This is a genomic window from Klebsiella variicola, from assembly GCF_000828055.2.
GTDB classification, from domain to species: domain Bacteria; phylum Pseudomonadota; class Gammaproteobacteria; order Enterobacterales; family Enterobacteriaceae; genus Klebsiella; species Klebsiella variicola.
On the sequence record NZ_CP010523.2, the window covers coordinates 4,694,246 to 4,710,201 of the forward strand.

General features: G+C 57.3%; 16 protein-coding genes and 1 other annotated feature. Of the genes, 4 read left to right on the forward strand and 12 right to left on the reverse strand.

The window, feature by feature from the left end; translation table 11 throughout:
• Positions 1-154: 154 nt before the first annotated feature.
• Positions 155-1,585, forward strand: a complete 1,431-nt coding sequence (locus SP68_RS21955) for an alanine/glycine:cation symporter family protein (protein WP_016160272.1) — start codon at positions 155-157, stop codon at positions 1,583-1,585.
• Positions 1,586-1,662: 77 nt separating this feature from the next.
• Positions 1,663-2,436, forward strand: a complete 774-nt coding sequence (yaaA, locus tag SP68_RS21960) for a peroxide stress protein YaaA (RefSeq protein ID WP_008807505.1) — start codon at positions 1,663-1,665, stop codon at positions 2,434-2,436.
• A 39-nt stretch (positions 2,437-2,475) separates the two neighbouring features.
• On the opposite strand, the gene SP68_RS26975 is transcribed toward yaaA, so the two are convergent.
• The 7 genes from SP68_RS26975 to yjjY all read right to left on the reverse strand — a co-directional run bounded on the left by SP68_RS26975 (position 2,476) and on the right by yjjY (position 9,232).
• A complete protein-coding gene (locus tag SP68_RS26975; RefSeq protein ID WP_012968980.1) occupies positions 2,476-2,775 on the reverse strand; it encodes a DUF2502 domain-containing protein in 300 nt (99 codons plus the stop codon).
• A 194-nt stretch (positions 2,776-2,969) separates the two neighbouring features.
• Positions 2,970-4,250, reverse strand: coding sequence for a threonine synthase (gene thrC, locus SP68_RS21970; RefSeq protein ID WP_008807507.1), 1,281 nt, complete (start codon positions 4,248-4,250; stop codon positions 2,970-2,972).
• A 3-nt stretch (positions 4,251-4,253) separates the two neighbouring features.
• A complete protein-coding gene (thrB, locus tag SP68_RS21975; RefSeq protein ID WP_008807508.1) occupies positions 4,254-5,183 on the reverse strand; it encodes a homoserine kinase in 930 nt (309 codons plus the stop codon).
• A gap of 1 nt (position 5,184) precedes the next feature.
• A complete protein-coding gene (gene thrA / locus SP68_RS21980) occupies positions 5,185-7,647 on the reverse strand; it encodes a bifunctional aspartate kinase/homoserine dehydrogenase I (RefSeq protein ID WP_040972846.1) in 2,463 nt (820 codons plus the stop codon).
• Positions 7,648-7,672: 25 nt separating this feature from the next.
• Positions 7,673-7,790: a sequence feature (Thr leader region), on the reverse strand.
• Positions 7,729-7,797 (reverse strand): thr operon leader peptide, encoded by a 69-nt coding sequence (gene thrL / locus SP68_RS26980; protein ID WP_004222578.1) that lies wholly within the window; start codon positions 7,795-7,797, stop codon positions 7,729-7,731. (Overlaps the previous feature by 62 nt.)
• Positions 7,798-8,008: 211 nt before the next feature.
• The gene (locus SP68_RS21985; protein WP_008807510.1) at positions 8,009-8,695 is read right to left on the reverse strand and encodes a tRNA/rRNA methyltransferase; all 687 of its coding nucleotides are present in this window, start codon (positions 8,693-8,695) and stop codon (positions 8,009-8,011) included.
• A gap of 396 nt (positions 8,696-9,091) precedes the next feature.
• On the reverse strand, positions 9,092-9,232 hold the full coding sequence (gene yjjY, locus SP68_RS27965; RefSeq protein ID WP_001541509.1) for a YjjY family protein: 141 nt from the start codon (positions 9,230-9,232) through the stop codon (positions 9,092-9,094).
• 95 nt (positions 9,233-9,327) lie between these two features.
• Here yjjY and arcA point away from each other — a divergent pair, with 95 nt between their 5' ends.
• On the forward strand, positions 9,328-10,044 hold the full coding sequence (gene arcA / locus SP68_RS21990) for a two-component system response regulator ArcA (protein ID WP_002887843.1): 717 nt from the start codon (positions 9,328-9,330) through the stop codon (positions 10,042-10,044).
• Between the two features lie 62 nt (positions 10,045-10,106).
• Here arcA and creD read toward each other — a convergent pair whose 3' ends face one another.
• Genes creD through creA form a run of 4 tightly spaced genes read right to left on the reverse strand, consistent with a single transcriptional unit; the run spans position 10,107 to position 14,125 of the window.
• Positions 10,107-11,465: a cell envelope integrity protein CreD gene (gene creD / locus SP68_RS21995; RefSeq protein WP_040972829.1), complete on the reverse strand. Its 1,359-nt coding sequence runs from the start codon at positions 11,463-11,465 to the stop codon at positions 10,107-10,109.
• A gap of 60 nt (positions 11,466-11,525) precedes the next feature.
• On the reverse strand, positions 11,526-12,950 hold the full coding sequence (gene creC / locus SP68_RS22000; RefSeq protein WP_040972827.1) for a two-component system sensor histidine kinase CreC: 1,425 nt from the start codon (positions 12,948-12,950) through the stop codon (positions 11,526-11,528).
• On the reverse strand, positions 12,950-13,639 hold the full coding sequence (creB, locus tag SP68_RS22005; RefSeq protein ID WP_032731599.1) for a two-component system response regulator CreB: 690 nt from the start codon (positions 13,637-13,639) through the stop codon (positions 12,950-12,952). The genes creC and creB overlap by 1 nt, the downstream gene beginning before the upstream one ends.
• Positions 13,640-13,651: 12 nt before the next feature.
• On the reverse strand, positions 13,652-14,125 hold the full coding sequence (gene creA, locus SP68_RS22010; RefSeq protein ID WP_012542917.1) for a protein CreA: 474 nt from the start codon (positions 14,123-14,125) through the stop codon (positions 13,652-13,654).
• Positions 14,126-14,334: 209 nt separating this feature from the next.
• On the opposite strand from creA, the gene robA reads away from it, so the two are divergent.
• Entirely contained in the window at positions 14,335-15,204 is an 870-nt protein-coding gene (gene robA, locus SP68_RS22015) for an MDR efflux pump AcrAB transcriptional activator RobA (protein ID WP_008807515.1), read from the forward strand.
• On the opposite strand, the gene gpmB is transcribed toward robA, so the two are convergent.
• A complete protein-coding gene (gpmB, locus tag SP68_RS22020) occupies positions 15,201-15,848 on the reverse strand; it encodes a 2,3-diphosphoglycerate-dependent phosphoglycerate mutase GpmB (RefSeq protein ID WP_008807516.1) in 648 nt (215 codons plus the stop codon). The genes robA and gpmB overlap by 4 nt on opposite strands.
• Positions 15,849-15,956: the final 108 nt, after the last annotated feature.

A 15,956-nucleotide genomic window follows, 5' to 3' on the forward strand; every position in this document is an offset into this window, starting at 1 on the left:
AGATGATAACACGCTGCCGGGTCAGCGCAACCGCCGACGAGAGAAGAGCGCAGAGTGTGATAAACTGTGCCGCTTAATTTGCTGAAAGCGAAAGGATTGTCACTTAATTGGTAACGCTTACACAAGCGTACCGGCATGGACAAGAGGATGTTTAATGCCTGATTTTCTCTCATTTATCAATGAAATACTCTGGGGCTCAGTGATGATTTATCTGTTACTGGGGGCGGGGATCTGGTTTAGCTGGCAAACCCGGGGTATTCAGTTCCGTTACGTGCGCAAATTCGGCCGCAGTCTGAAAAAAAGCCTGCACCCGCAGCCGGGCGGTTTAACATCCTTCCAGGCGCTCTGTACCAGTCTTGCCGCCCGGGTCGGCAGCGGCAACCTTGCCGGGGTGACGCTGGCGATCGCCGCCGGCGGGCCTGGGGCCGTATTCTGGATGTGGGTTTCCGCCCTGCTCGGCATGGCCAGCAGCTTCGCTGAGTGTTCTCTTGCGCAACTATACAAAGAGCGCGACAGCCAGGGACAGTTTCGCGGCGGCCCGGCGTGGTATATGGCGCGCGGTCTCGGCATGCGCTGGATGGGTGTCCTGTTTTCGATCCTTCTGCTGCTGGCCTATGGATTTATCTTTAATACCGTGCAGGCCAACTCGGTGGCCCATGCCCTGCACTATGCGTTCGATCTGCCAGCGGCAGTCAGCGGCGGCGTGCTGGCCATTTTCGTTTTCCTGGCCATTCTCCGTGGCCTGCGCGGCGTGGCGCGCCTGATGCAATGGCTGGTGCCCATCATGGCGCTGCTGTGGATCGCCACCAGTCTGCTCATCGGCCTGTGGCACGTCACCGCCCTGCCGACCATTTTTGCCACCATCTTTCGCTGCGCCTTCGGCTGGCAGGAAGCCGCCGCCGGCGCGGTGGGCTACTCCATCAGCCAGGCACTGACCAGTGGCTTCCAGCGCGGCATGTTCTCCAATGAAGCAGGGATGGGTTCTTCGCCTAACGCCGCCGCGGCCGCCGCCTCCTGGCCGCCGCACCCGGCAGCGCAGGGGATCGTGCAGATGATTGGCGTGTTTATCGATACCATCGTGATCTGTACTGCCAGCGCGATTATCGTCATGCTGGCGCCGCGCCCCGACAATGAATATACGCTCAATGGCATTCAGGACTTGCAACATGCGATGAGCGTGCTGGTCGGCGGCTGGGGAGCCGATTTTATCGCCCTCATCGTGCTGCTGTTCGCCTTTAGCTCTATTGTGGCCAACTACGTGTATGCGGAAAATAATCTGGTCTTTCTGCGTCTGGATAAGCCTCGCTACATCTGGGGGCTGCGAATACTCACCGTCCTGATGGTGCTGCTGGGGACCCTGGTAAGCCTGCCTGTCGTCTGGCAGAGCGCGGATATCATCATGGCGCTGATGGCGATGACCAACCTGACGGCCATCCTGCTGCTTTCCCCGACGGTGCGGATTATCGCCAGCGATTATCTGCGCCAGCGGCGGCTGGGTATCCAGCCCACTTTCGATGCCGCCCGCTACCCGGATATTCACCAGCAACTGGCCCCGGGCGCCTGGAATGAACTGCCGCGCGAATAGCGCGGCAATCGCAGCTATCGATCCCACCATGCACTTTTTTTGTTAAAATTCGTCGAAATTACCTGCAAGGACTGGATATGCTGATTCTGATTTCACCTGCTAAAACGCTCGATTATCAAAGCCCGCTGGCAACGACTCGCTATACCCAGCCCGAACTCCTCGAGTATTCTCAACAGCTTATCGGCATCGCTCGTAAGCTGACCGCGCCGCAAATCGGCAAGCTAATGAGCATTAGCGACAAGCTGGCGGATCTGAACGCCACCCGTTTCCACGACTGGCATCCTGACTTTACGCCGCAAAATGCCCGCCAGGCGATCCTTGCCTTTAAGGGCGATGTCTACACCGGCCTGCAGGCAGAGACGCTCACCGAGGACGACTTTGACTTCGCCCAGCGACACCTGCGCATGCTCTCCGGCCTGTATGGCGTGCTGCGCCCGCTGGACCTGATGCAGCCCTACCGCCTGGAGATGGGGATCCGTCTGGAAAACCCGCGCGGCAAAGATCTGTACCAGTTCTGGGGCGAGACCATTACCGAGAAGCTGAATCAGGCGCTGCAGGCTCAGGGCGACGATATCGTCATCAATCTGGCTTCCGATGAGTATTTTAAATCGGTGAAAACGCAAAAATTGCAGGGTCAGCTGATCAAGCCGGTCTTCCTCGATGAGAAAAACGGTAAATTCAAAGTGATCAGCTTCTATGCGAAAAAGGCGCGCGGTCTGATGAGTCGCTACATTATCGAAAACCGCTTAACCCAGCCGGAGCAGCTCAAAGCCTTTAATAGCGAAGGCTATTTCTTTGATGCGGAGGCTTCGGAGAAAGGTGAGCTGGTGTTTAAACGCCACGAGCAGTAGGCCTCGATGCCCCCGGCCTCTCAGCGGGGGCAAAGATGATCAGTCGTCGTGGTGATGCCGCTCGTGCCCATGGCCATGATGGCCTTGATCGTCATCATCGTCGCGATCATGGTGGCGATAATCATCATGCGGGCGCCAGCGATCGTCACGCCAGTCATAATGGTGAGCCCACCAGTCACGATCGCGCCAATGATCGCCATCCCAGTAGTGCCCATAATCATCGCGATCGCCGATTTGCAGCTTCACCGCCGGGAGCAGGGTGATTTCGTCGGCATGAACCAACGCAGGAGCGACCAGCAATATAGAAAGTGCCAGCAAAGCAGATTTCAGCGTTGTCATAAGTGACCTCTTCTATCCGTCCCCGTTATGGGCCGATAGCAAAATATTAACGCCACAAAACTATTCTGATTATTCTCTGCAATCTGAATCTAGAGTGCGCCGCATTTATTGCTCGTTCGTACACAATATCTCCATCTTCGAGCGTAAAAAAACCGGGCACCAGGCCCGGTTTAGCTGGTGGATGAACGACAATACTAGCCCATCATCAGCTTACGCAGCGCGGCGAAATCCGCCGGCAGATTGTGGGACAGCAGCGGCAGGTCGGCGCGGTCAGCCAGCTCCTTCGGCAGCGGCAGGGTTTCCTGCAGGATCTCTTCCACGCTCTCTTTGAATTTCGCCGGATGCGCGGTACCGAGGAACAGGCCGTACTCTCCCGGCTGCAGCTGATCGCGCAGCGCGCGCCAGGCAATCGCCGCGTGCGGCTCAGAGATGTAGCCGATGGCCTTCAGCTCGCGCATCGCCGCTTTGGTGGTCTCATCATCGACCGCGGCGTAACCCAGCTCGCTCAGGCGCCAGATTTTACGGCGGAACAGCTCCTCGACGCGCGGCCAGTTGTTCGGCTGGCTGACGTCCATGGCGTTAGACAGCGTCGCCTGGGTAGCTTTTGGCGCCCACTCGCCGCCCTGCAGATAACGGGGAACGGTGTCGTTCGCGTTGGTGGCGGCAATAAAGCGCTTAATCGGCAGACCCAGCGACTTGGCCAGCAGACCAGCGGTCAGATCGCCGAAGTTGCCGCTTGGCACGGAAATCACCAGCTGATTGCGAGCTTCCTGAGGCAGCTGCGCCGCCGCTTCGAAGTAGTAGCAGATCTGCGCCAGCAGGCGGCTGATGTTGATGGAGTTAGCCGAGTTGAGCCCCAGCGTGGCCTTCAGCTCTTCATCGTCAAACGCCTGCTTCACCAGCGCCTGGCAGGCATCAAAGTCGCCATCAATCGCCACGGTTTCAATGTTGCCGCCGAGGGTACAGAACAGCTTCTCCTGCAGCGGGCTGATCTTACCGCGCGGATAGAGGATCACGACCTTGACGTTCGGCAGACCGTAGAAGGCATGCGCCACCGCCGCCCCGGTGTCGCCGGAGGTTGCGGTGAGAATGGTGACCGGCTTATCGCCGGCGATATGGGTCAGCATCTGCGCCATAAAGCGGCCGCCAAAATCTTTAAACGCCAGCGTCGGGCCGTGGAACAGCTCCAGGCAGCCGACATCGTCCTGAACCTTGCTTACTGGCGCCGGAAACGCAAACGCTGCGCGCACCCGCTGCTGCAGGACATCCTGCGGGATCTCATCGCCGATAAAGGCCGATAAAATTTTGGCGCTGCGGGTGACAAAATCCTGCGCCAGCATGTCGTCGATTTCAGTCAGGCTGAATTCCGGCAGATCGTGCGGAAAGAACAGACCCTGATGCTTGCCAAGTCCCTGGGTGACGGCCTGCGCAAAGCTGACCTGCTCGTTATGATCTTTTAAGTTATACAGTTTCATTGGTTATCCCACTACGCGTGCGCCCGCCGTGTCCAGCCGGCAAATATGAACAAAGCCTTCCTGATTCTGCAGATAGTGCGCGCCAAGCCAGTCGGCGACGCGCTGTGCGGTGTCCGGTTTATCACACAACGCAAACAGCGTCGGGCCAGAGCCGGAGATGCCGCAAGCCTGCGCACCGATCTCCATTGTCGCCTGGCGCGCTTCGCTAAAGCCCGGCAACAGTTTGGTACGGTACGGTTCGGCAATGACATCTTTCATCAATTTTGCCGCCAGCTGCGGCTGGCGGGTGTAGCAGGCATGAATAAAGCCCGCGAGGTGGCGACCATGGGCGATACAATCCTGGCGGCGGTATTGTGCCGGCAGAATCGCCCGCGCTTCGGCGGTGGATACTTTAATCCCCGGATAGGCCAACACCCACAGCCACTCATCAAACCCCGGCACCTGCTGGCTGATAATCCCGTTCTCTTCGATCATCAACTGCATGCCGCCAAGATAGCACGGCGCCACGTTATCGTAGTGAATGCTGCCGGAGATACGCCCTTCCATCTCCCCCATCAGCGCCAGCATCCGCGTCTCGTTGAGCGGCTTACCGCAGAACTCGTTCATGGCCACCAGCGCGGCGACCACCGAGCAGGCGCTGGAGCCGAGCCCGGAGCCGATCGGCATGTTTTTTTCCAGGGTCATCGTCACCGGTACCGTCTTACCGATCTCCCGGCAAAAGCTTTCCCAGCACTGATAAACAATGTTTTCCTGCGGCGCCGTCGGCAGTTTGCTGGCGAAGCGTCCCAGATTGTGCAGACTGAATTGCTCTGCCGCTTCAACAGTGACGTTATCGCCCAGCAGCGTGCCATCCACCGGCGTGACCGCCGCGCCCAACACATCAAACCCGACGCTCATATTGGCACTGGAAGCCGGGGCATATACTTTGACCATCTTAAACTCCTAACTTCCAGGACAAGGTGCGCAGCAGGTCGGCAAATACGCCGGCCGCCGTGACGTCGTTCCCGGCGCCATAGCCGCGCAGCACCAGCGGCAGTGGCTGATAATAGTGGCTGTAAAAGGCCAGCGCGTTCTCACCATTTTTGACTTTGAATAACGGATCGTTGCCGTCAACGGCGGCAATTTTCACGCGGCAGGTACCATCCTCTTCGATGTTACCGACGTAGCGCAAGACTTTACCTTCATCACGTGCCTTAGCAACCCGCGAGGCAAACCCATCGTCCAGCGAGGGCAGACGGGCCATAAAGGTTTCGACGTCGCCGCTGGCGTCGAAGTCCGCTGGCAGCGCCGACTCGACGATAATGTCCGACAGCTCCAGTTCACGCCCGGTCTCACGGGCCAGAATCAACAGTTTACGCGCGACATCCACCCCGGATAAATCGTCGCGCGGATCCGGCTCGGTATACCCCATCTCACGGGCCAGCGCCGTCGCGGCTGAGAAACTCACCCCCTCGTCCAGCTTGCCGAAGATAAAGGACAGAGAGCCGGAAAGGATCCCGGAGAAGTGGCGCAGCTCATCGCCGGCGTTGAGCAGGTTCTGCAGGTTCTCAATCACCGGCAGGCCAGCGCCAACGTTAGTGTCATAGAGGAACTTACGGCGCGAGCTGCTGGCCGCATGGCGCAGCTGGTGATAGTAATCCAGCGAAGAGGTATTGGCCTTTTTGTTCGGCGTCACCACATGGAAACCTTCGCGCAGGAAGTCGGCGTACTGATCGGCGACCGCCTGGCTGGAGGTACAGTCGACGATCACCGGATTGAGCAGGTGGTACTCTTTCACCAGGCGGATCAGACGGCCAAGATTAAACGGCTCTTTCGCCTCAGCCAGCGCTTCACTCCAGTTCTCCAGATTCAGGCCATGAACGCTGGTCAGCAGCGCCTGAGAATTGGCTACACCGCAGACGCGCAGATCGATATGTTTGTTCTTCAGCCATCCCTGCTGGCGCTTGATCTGCTCCAGCAGCGCGCCGCCGACGCCGCCGACGCCGATGACAAACACTTCAATCACCTGGTCGGTGTTGAACAGCATCTGATGGGTCACGCGCACGCCGGTGGTGGCGTCGTCATTGCTGACCACCACCGAAATAGAGCGCTCGGAAGAGCCCTGGGCAATCGCCACGATATTGATATTGGCGCGGGCCAGCGCCGCAAAAAATTTCGCCGAGATACCGCGCAGGGTACGCATCCCGTCGCCCACCACGGAGATGATGGCCAGACGCTCCATAATGGCCAGCGGCTCCAGCAGCCCCTCTTTCAGCTCGAGATAAAACTCATCTTCCATCGCCCGTTTGGCACGCGCGCAATCGCTCTGCGGCACGCAGAAACTGATGCTGTACTCCGAAGAGGATTGGGTGATCAATACCACCGAGATGCCAGCGCGAGACATGGTGGCGAAGACGCGTGCCGCCATGCCGACCATACCTTTCATCCCCGGACCGGAGACGTTGAACATCGCCATATTGTTGAGGTTAGAGATGCCTTTCACCGGCAGGTCGTCTTCATCGCGACTGGCGCCGATGAGCGTTCCCGGCGCCTGCGGGTTGCCGGTATTTTTGATCAGGCATGGGATCTGAAACTGAGCGATAGGGGCAATGGTGCGCGGATGCAGCACTTTCGCGCCAAAGTAGGAGAGCTCCATCGCCTCCTGATAAGACATTGATTTCAGCAGACGTGCATCTGGCACCTGGCGCGGATCGCAGGTATACACCCCGTCGACATCGGTCCAGATTTCGCAACAGTCCGCGCGCAGGCAGGCGGCCAGTACCGCCGCCGAATAGTCGGAGCCGTTACGCCCCAGCACCACCAGTTCGCCCTTCTCATTGCCGGCGGTAAATCCGGCCATCAGGATCATATGGTCTGCCGGGATCTGGCTAGCGGCAATGCGGCGGGTGGATTCGGCGATATCGACGGTGGATTCCAGATAGTGGCCCACGGCGAGCAGTTTTTCGACCGGGTTAATCACACTGACTTTATGTCCACGGGCTTCCAGCAGACCCGCCATGATGGCGATGGAGAGCTTTTCGCCACGGCAGATCAGCGCGGCATTAACCCCATCCGGGCATTGGCCCAGCAGGCTGATGCCGTGCAGGACATGCTTAATCTGAGCAAATTCCTGCTCAACGAAGGCTTTCAGTTGGGCAAGCGGGAAAGCGGGATGGGCATCGGCAAGGCCCTGGAGAAGTTCGGCAAAAATGCGTTCAGCGTCGGCAATATTCGGGAGGGCATCCTGGCCACCGATCGTTTTTTCAATCATCGCCACCAGGTGGTTGGTGATCTTCGCCGGGGCAGACAGTACGGTCGCTACCTGCCCCTGCCTGGCATTACTCTCCAGAATATCGGCAACCCGCAGAAAACGTTCCGCATTTGCCACTGATGTACCGCCGAACTTCAACACTCGCATGGTTCTTACCCCTTGATCTCTTGTCAAAAAAAAAGCCCGCACTGTTCAGGTGCGGGCTTTTTTCTGTGTTTCCTGTACGCGTCAGCCCGCACCGTTACCTGTGGTAATGGTGGTGGTGATAATGGTGGTAATCATGCCGATGCGATTCATGGATGTTGTGTACTCTGTATTTTTATCTGTCTGTGTGTCCTGCCTATATTGGTTAAAGTATCTGCCTTCTTAAGTCAATGAATTTCTCAATTAACCCCATTTCAGCCAGCTTACGTATTGCGCCGTCATGGCAAGAAAAAACATCCAGTTCGGCGGAATTCAGCCCACAAAAACAGCACAGATAACTATAAACAAAAAATATGACAGAGCTTTATTCTGGCAGGTTTTTTTCAATATCATGCAGCAATCGATGCAACATTGCCGTGTCGCGCTGCTGCAGCAGCCCCATTCGTTGCGCCAGCCAGTCGGCCAGTTTGGCATCCTCTTCCACGCCTAAACGCGAAAGCAATGCCTCGGTGCGGATGCGTAATGCCTGCAGCTGATGATGATCTGCCGCGGCGGCGGCGGGAGCCGTTTGTTGCATAAGCGATGCTAATTGATAACAGTAGACCATCACCGACTGGCCGAGATTGAGCGATGGATAATCCGCTACCATCGGCACGCCGGTGAGCACATCGGCCAGGGCCAGTTCCTCATTGCTCAACCCGGAGTCTTCACGGCCAAAAACCAGCGCCGCGTGCGTCATCCACTGCGCCTTCTCCTCCAGCAGCGGCAACAGTTGCTGCGGCGTGGCGTAGTAATGAAACCGCGCGCGACTGCGGGCGGTGGTGGCGACGGTAAAATCGACGTCGTGCAGCGCCGCAGCAAGGGTTGGATAGGTAGTGACGCCATCGAGGATATCACCTGAACCATGCGCCACCCAGCGTGCCGCTGGCGCCAGGTGGGCTTCACTGTCCACGATCCTGAGATCGCGAAATCCCATCGTTTTCATTGCTCTGGCAGCGGCACCGACGTTTTCTGCCCGGGCTGGGGCGACTAAAATAATCGTTAAACGCATTGCGGTTTCTTTCTCTCTCTCAGGCGTTGGCGAAGCGCTGGCCCCACCATTTTACGCGGTGAAAATTTACAAATTTGCAACAAAAATCACTAAAATTGCGTTTGCTTACCCATAAAAAAATCTAAACTGTTCTCAGGAGGCCATGACGAGGAGTATGTTAACAGAACCCATTTATCCATATGATGGGCAATGAAATTTCATCTGAGCCATCGTTCCATGCATTGGATTCACTGTATTTATTAATTTATCCACGCAACTAGTTGAGCTGTGTAAGGATTGTGACTATAAAGAGCATGACGATGCAATGATTTCACAAGACTGTTAACGTGCTACAATTGAACTTGATATATGTCAACGAAGCGTAGTTTTATTGGGTGTTCGGCCTCTCTTAGCCTGTTATGTTGCTGTTAAAATGGTTAGGATGACAGCCGTTTTTGACACCGTCGGGTCCAGAGGGAAAGTACCCACGACCAAGCTAATGATGTTGTTGACGTTGATGGAAAGTGCATCAAGAACGCAATTACGTACTTTAGTCATGTTACGCCGCGCATGTTAATTTGCGACATGCAGCAGGCAGGTCAGGGACTTTGGTACTTCCTGTTTCGATTTAGTTGGCAATTTAGGTAGCAAACATGCAGACCCCGCACATTCTTATCGTTGAAGACGAGTTGGTAACACGCAACACGTTAAAAAGTATTTTCGAAGCAGAAGGTTACGATGTATTCGAAGCGACCGATGGCGCGGAAATGCATCAGATCCTGTCTGAAAATGATATCAACCTGGTAATCATGGATATCAACCTGCCGGGTAAAAATGGTCTTCTGCTGGCGCGCGAGTTGCGTGAGCAGGCTGACGTCGCGCTGATGTTCTTAACCGGCCGCGACAACGAAGTGGATAAGATCCTTGGCCTCGAAATCGGCGCTGACGACTATATCACTAAACCGTTTAACCCGCGTGAGCTGACCATCCGCGCGCGCAACCTGCTCTCCCGTACCATGAATCTCGGTACCGTGAGCGAAGAGCGCCGCAGCGTGGAGAGCTACAAGTTCAATGGTTGGGAACTCGATATCAACAGCCGCTCACTGGTGAGCCCGAACGGCGAGCAGTACAAGCTGCCGCGCAGTGAATTCCGCGCGATGCTGCACTTCTGCGAAAACCCGGGCAAAATTCAGTCTCGCGCCGAGCTGCTGAAGAAAATGACCGGTCGCGAGCTGAAGCCGCATGACCGTACCGTTGACGTGACCATTCGTCGGATTCGTAAACACTTCGAATCCACTCCGGATACCCCGGAAATCATCGCCACCATTCACGGTGAAGGCTACCGTTTCTGTGGCGATCTGCAGGAATAATGCGTTTTATTCCGCAGCCATGATGTGAAAACGGCGCCTCAGGGCGCCGTTTTTTTATGTCGTCACTCTTTCCAGAGGCGCAGCTTGTCGTCATCGGCAGCCGGCGGCGGGGGCGCACTGCCTTTCGGTAACGATAACGCATACCAGTCCACCCGGCGGGTCAAAAACATCAGGACGCTCAGCGCCAGTACCAGTACCCCGGTACCCAGCAGTAGCGCGCTGTCCTCGGAATGCAGCAGAAACCACATCACCCCATCCAGCAGCAGCAGCGCGGCGACAAACAGCAGGCTGTTACGCCATCCCCTGAGCACTGCCTGTAAATAGACCCCGTTCATCACCGCGCCGGACAGGCTGGCCGCCAGCCAGGCGGCGGTAAATCCAACGTGCTCCGAGAGCGCCAGCAGCACCAGGTAAAACAGCACCAGCGACAGGCCCACCAGCAGATATTGCATCGGATGCAGGGGACGACGGGTCAGGCTCTCGAACACGAAAAAGGCCATAAAGGTGAGCCCAATTAACAGGATGGCGTATTTTGTCGCCCGATCGGTTAGCTGGTACTGGTCGGCAAGGGACATCACATCGGCACTGAACGCCGGCAGTCGCGACCACGGGATCTCCATATCATCCTTAAAATAGCTCCCCATATCGTTGGCGAACCAGCTGCTTTGCCAGTGGGCGCGATAGCCGGCAGCACTCACTTCCCGTTGCGTTGGCAGGAAGCTGCCGAGAAAGCCGGGATGCGGCCAGTTACTGGTTAACTGCAGCTCGCTGTTACGCCCGATCGGCACCAGTGAAAACTCTCCCGTCCCGTTCAGATCGAGTGAAAAGGCAATCTCAAGCGGCTTGTTGTCCTCCGCCAGCGCAGGCATTGGCATATGAATACCTGCGCCATCGCCGCTTATCCCCAGCCCCGGCTCCACGCTTAATACGTTACCGTTGACCTCCGGGGCATGGATGGCGCCAATACCGCGGGCATCGCCGACGCTCACCACCAGCCGCGGCGGGCCTAAGACGATATTCGTTTTTCTCAGCGCCGCCAGACGCAGCGGATCAAACGAGGCCTTAATCTGCAAGGCGTTATGCCAAACCTGGCCGCTGTAGATACCCACCCGCCGCGACTCCACGGTCTGTTTGCCGGTGACCGCCAGCGACTCCGGCAGCCAGTAGTACTCCCAGCTCCGCTGATAGTTGACCTCTTTTTGATTCTCCATGCGGGTCAGGGTCTCGGTCACCGGAATGGCGATCAGCGGCCCGGCGAGTTTTTGCGAGCCACTGGTGCTTTGCTCAATGGCATCCACCACTTCGCTACGATAATCCGCCCGCTCATTAATAAGCTCCCTGACCATCATTAACGGCAAAGATAACAGCACAACACAACCGATTAACGTGGTGATTTTCCAGAATAACGGTGATTTCAACATAGCCTTTCTCCCTATCGTGATGGCCTCACTGTAGAGCGGCTATGTGGGGGGAATTTGAAGCTATGTGAAGGGACGGTGAAGTCGCAGCGTGGCGACCACGCCGCCTTCGGGCCGATTGTACAGATTGATATCGCCGTGATGCAGGCGCGCGACTTCACGAACGAACGCCAGTCCCAGGCCGCTGCTCTTATGGCCGTCTTCGCGCGGCAGCGAATAGAATCGCTCAAAGATTCGTTCCAGGGCATAGTCCGGAATACCGCACCCGTTGTCGATAACGCTCAATTGCACCTCTTCATTTCGCTTCTCCGCAGCCAGGGCGATCTCGCCGCCCTTGGGGGTAAAGTCAATCGCGTTGTCGAGCAGATTACCCAGCGCCTGGGCCAGCAGCTCGCCATCGCCATTGACCAGCATCCCACTCTCCCGCCAGCGCAGGGTGATAGCTTTCGCCGCCAGAGCGATGTCACGCTCCTCCGTCAGCCGTTGGTATAGCGCATCTATCGACACCGGCTGCGGCTTTATCTCCAGCCGGCTTTCCAGTCGCGCCTGCTGGAGCAGCCGCTCCACCAGCAGTTGCATCCGGGTGTTTTGCGCGAGGATATTATCAGTAAACCGCGCCGCCACAGCAGGCGGCGGCCCTTCGCGCAGGATCTCCGCCGCGCCGCGGATGGCCGCCAGCGGGCTTTTCAGTTCATGGGTCAGGTCATAGACATAGTTTTCGATGGCATTCTTACCTTCGAGCTTTACCCGCATGCTCTCCAGGGCCTGGGCCAGCTTGCGCAATTCGCTGCTGCCAACCTCCGGCAGCGGCAGCGGGCGCTCAGCGGTCACCGAGTCCGCATAGCGCACCAGCTTGCCGATAGAGAAATTGATCCACCAGACGACGCCGACGCCAATCAACAACGCAATGCCCAGCAGGGCGCCGCCGGCCCAGAGGATCCGCCGTTCGCTGCGCTTGATGACCGGCGTCATCGCCAGGTTGGGTTTACCGACGCTCAGCACCCCGATAATCCGCCCCTTATCCATCACTGGCGCGGCGATATACATGACTGAGCTGGTTTCATCATGCGGATCGCTGCGCGTACTGCGCGCGCCGTACTGGCCGCGCAGGGTGAGCCAGACGTCATTCCAGCGCGAATAGTCCTGCCCTGTCGCCTGTCCGCTGGAGTCAAACACTACCTTGCCCCTGGCATCGGTCAGATAGACACGGTACTCATTACGCACCTTTTTAATTCCGCCAATATGGGCGTTGATCGGCTGCTGGTTGAGCTGTTGAAAGGCCTGAGCCAGCCTGCCCTGCTGCGGATTTGCCGCCAGCAGGTCCTCACGCGCCAGCGCCGCCAGCAGCGTGGCGGTATCGTTGAGGGTCCCCTCCGTCGCCCCGCGCACGCCTGGCTTCACTTCCTGGACAAAGATCGACAGCACAAACCACGCGGCGATAGCGACGATAAGAAAATAGCCCAGCAGCAGGCGCATGCCGATACGCATCAGCCACGCCCCAGGCTGTAGCCCATGCCGCGATGGGTATTGATCGGCGTAACCTCGGGATTCACGGCCCGCAGCTTGGCGCGCAGGGTTTTGATATGGGTATCGACGGTACGGTCGAGGCTTTCCCAGGCATCGCTCCACACCAGCTCCATCAATTGCTGACGGGAGAAGACGCGACCAGGCGCGTGAAGCAGGGTTTTCAACAGCAGGAATTCGTAGCGCGTCAGGTTCAGCGGCTGGCCGAACCAGCTTATCGACGCCGCCTGCTCATCGAGCACAAACTCGCCGACGCGCACCACCGGCGAAGGCGCGGCAAACTTCTGCAGCCGCCGCAGCACGGTTCGCACCCGCGCGCAGACTTCGCGCGGCGAAAACGGCTTGGCGATATAATCGTCAGCGCCGATTTCCAGCCCCAGCAGCTTATCGACCTCGTCGCTCCGCGCCGTCAGAAACAGCACCGGCAGCGCCGGATAACGCGTCAGCATGCGCCGACAGAGCTCAAAGCCGCTGATATCCGGCAAGCCGACGTCAAGGATGGCGACATCGGGCGCCTGATGCGCCGCCGCCTCCAGCGCGGGCAACCCGCGGCCAAAGACGGTGACCTGGAAGCCCTCCTGCTGCAGCATGTAAACCAGGGTATCAGCGATACTCTGTTCATCCTCGACTAACCAAATCCGTGGCTGCTGCATGCGCGCTCCCGTTTATTTATTCCATGGCATGATCGGCACGGCGCTGATGGCGTTCTTCGGCGAGCCATCAACCACTTTATCCGAGTAGGTCAGATAGACCAGCGCATTGCGCTTGGCATCATAGAAACGCACGACCTGCAGTTTTTTAAACACCAGCGAGGTGCGCTTCTGGAACACCACGTCGCCCTGGCTTTTGCCGTTTTTGATTTTGTCCGTCAGCTCAATCGGCCCGACCTGCTGGCAGGAGATGGCCGCGTCGGAGGTATCTTCCGCCAGCCCCAACCCGCCTTTGATCCCGCCGGTTTTCGCCCGGCTGATATAGCAGGTCACGTTCTGCACATCCGGATCGTCAAAGGCTTCGACGACAATTTTGTGATCCGGCCCTAACCATTTGAAGACCGTATCCACGGAACCAATCTGCTCCGCCTGAGCCATCTGGCAGCCGGCCAGCAGCAGCAGGCCCATCGCAAACTTCTTGTATTTCATATTGTTACCATTATTAAAAAATATAGCTGAGTGATTATCACGCACTTAGCAGAAAAGGTTTATAGATCACAGCTTTACAAAATTATCGTTCAGCTCCACTGACCTTCCGCATTTAAAAGCAAAAAAAACACTGAATGCTAAAACATCAAAAAATGCTATTATCCGCTACTTTAATATCAGGCACCTGTGTTTAAGGATGGGGACATTTTATGGATCAAGCAGGGATTATTCGCGATCTCCTTAGCTGGCTGGAAGGTCACCTGGATCAGCCGCTTTCTCTGGACAATGTGGCGGCGAAGGCAGGTTATTCCAAGTGGCATTTACAGCGAATGTTTAAGGATGTCACCGGCCATGCCATCGGTGCCTATATTCGCGCGCGCCGGTTATCGAAATCTGCTGTCGCATTACGTCTAACCGCCCGTCCAATCCTTGATATTGCGCTTCAGTACCGTTTCGACTCCCAGCAGACCTTCACCCGGGCATTTAAAAAGCAGTTCTCGCTGACGCCGGCGCTCTACCGCCGCTCCCCGGACTGGAGCTCGTTCGGTATGCGTCCGCCGCTGCGTCTTGGCGAATTCACGCTGCCAAAGCATGAATTTGTCGCCCTGCCCACCACTCAGTTGCTCGGCGTCACCCAGAGCTATACCTGTAAGCTCGAGGAAATCTCCGATTTCCGCAACCAGATGCGCGTCCAGTTCTGGCGGGACTTCCTCGGCAATTCGCCGTCGATCCCTCCGGTGCTCTACGGGCTGCATGAGCCGCGTCCGAGCCTGGAGAAAGACGATGAGCAGGAAGTGTTCTATACCACCGCGTTGACGCCGGAGATGGCTAATGGTCATCTGCAGAACGCCCACCCGGTCACCCTGGAGGGCGGCGAGTATGTCATGTTCACGTATGAAGGACTGGGCACCGGCCTGCAGGAATTCATCCTGACGGTCTACGGTACCTGCATGCCGATGCTAAACCTGACCCGTCGCAAGGGGCTGGATATTGAACGCTTCTACCCTGAAGATGAAAACCGGGATCAGGCTACGCCGATTCAGTTACGCTGCGAGTATCTGATCCCGATTCGTCGTTAACGCTGCAGCTCGTCCATCGCGGGGGCGTCAAGATGCGAGACGTCGCCCGCCGTTTCCACCACCCAGCCGGAAGCCAGCCACGGGCTTTGCTGATAGTCAACGCGCGAGATAGAGCAGTTGCGCAGTCGCAAACGACGCTCAGCGTATGCCGGCAGCCCTAAAATCGTGCTTACCAGGCAGCCCAGCGCAATCCCATGACTCACCAGCAGCGGTCGGCTACCGGCCGGTAATTCCAGACAGGATGCCAGCGCCGCATGCATCCGCTCGCTGAGCTCCTGCATCGATTCGCCCTGCGGAATACGGCCATCCGGCGTGCCGTTGACCAGCTGGCGACGCCAGCCCTCTTCTTCGTCGCTGAGCGAGTCGATATGGCGCTTCTCCAGCACCCCCATATCCAGCTCGCGCAGACGCGCATCGGCGATCACGCTGCAGCCGCAGGCTTCGGCGATAATCTCTGCTGTGCGGCGGGTTCGTCCCAGATCGCTGGTAATAATATGGGTGATCCCCAGCGTTCTGGCGCGCTCGCCAACCTGCCAGGCCTGGCGCTCACCGTGTGCGGTCAGCGGGCTATCGGACTGACCCTGAATACGTCGCTCGGCGTTCCACTGCGTTTCACCGTGGCGAACAAGGTATACCTGTAACATGCTTTTTTTCCGTTCTGGACTCGTTATCAACCGGGTTTGGGCATTACCGCCTGCCCTGAGGGTGATTTAGAGTATACTGCGATGACGTTAGTTTATTCTGAGTTGTTT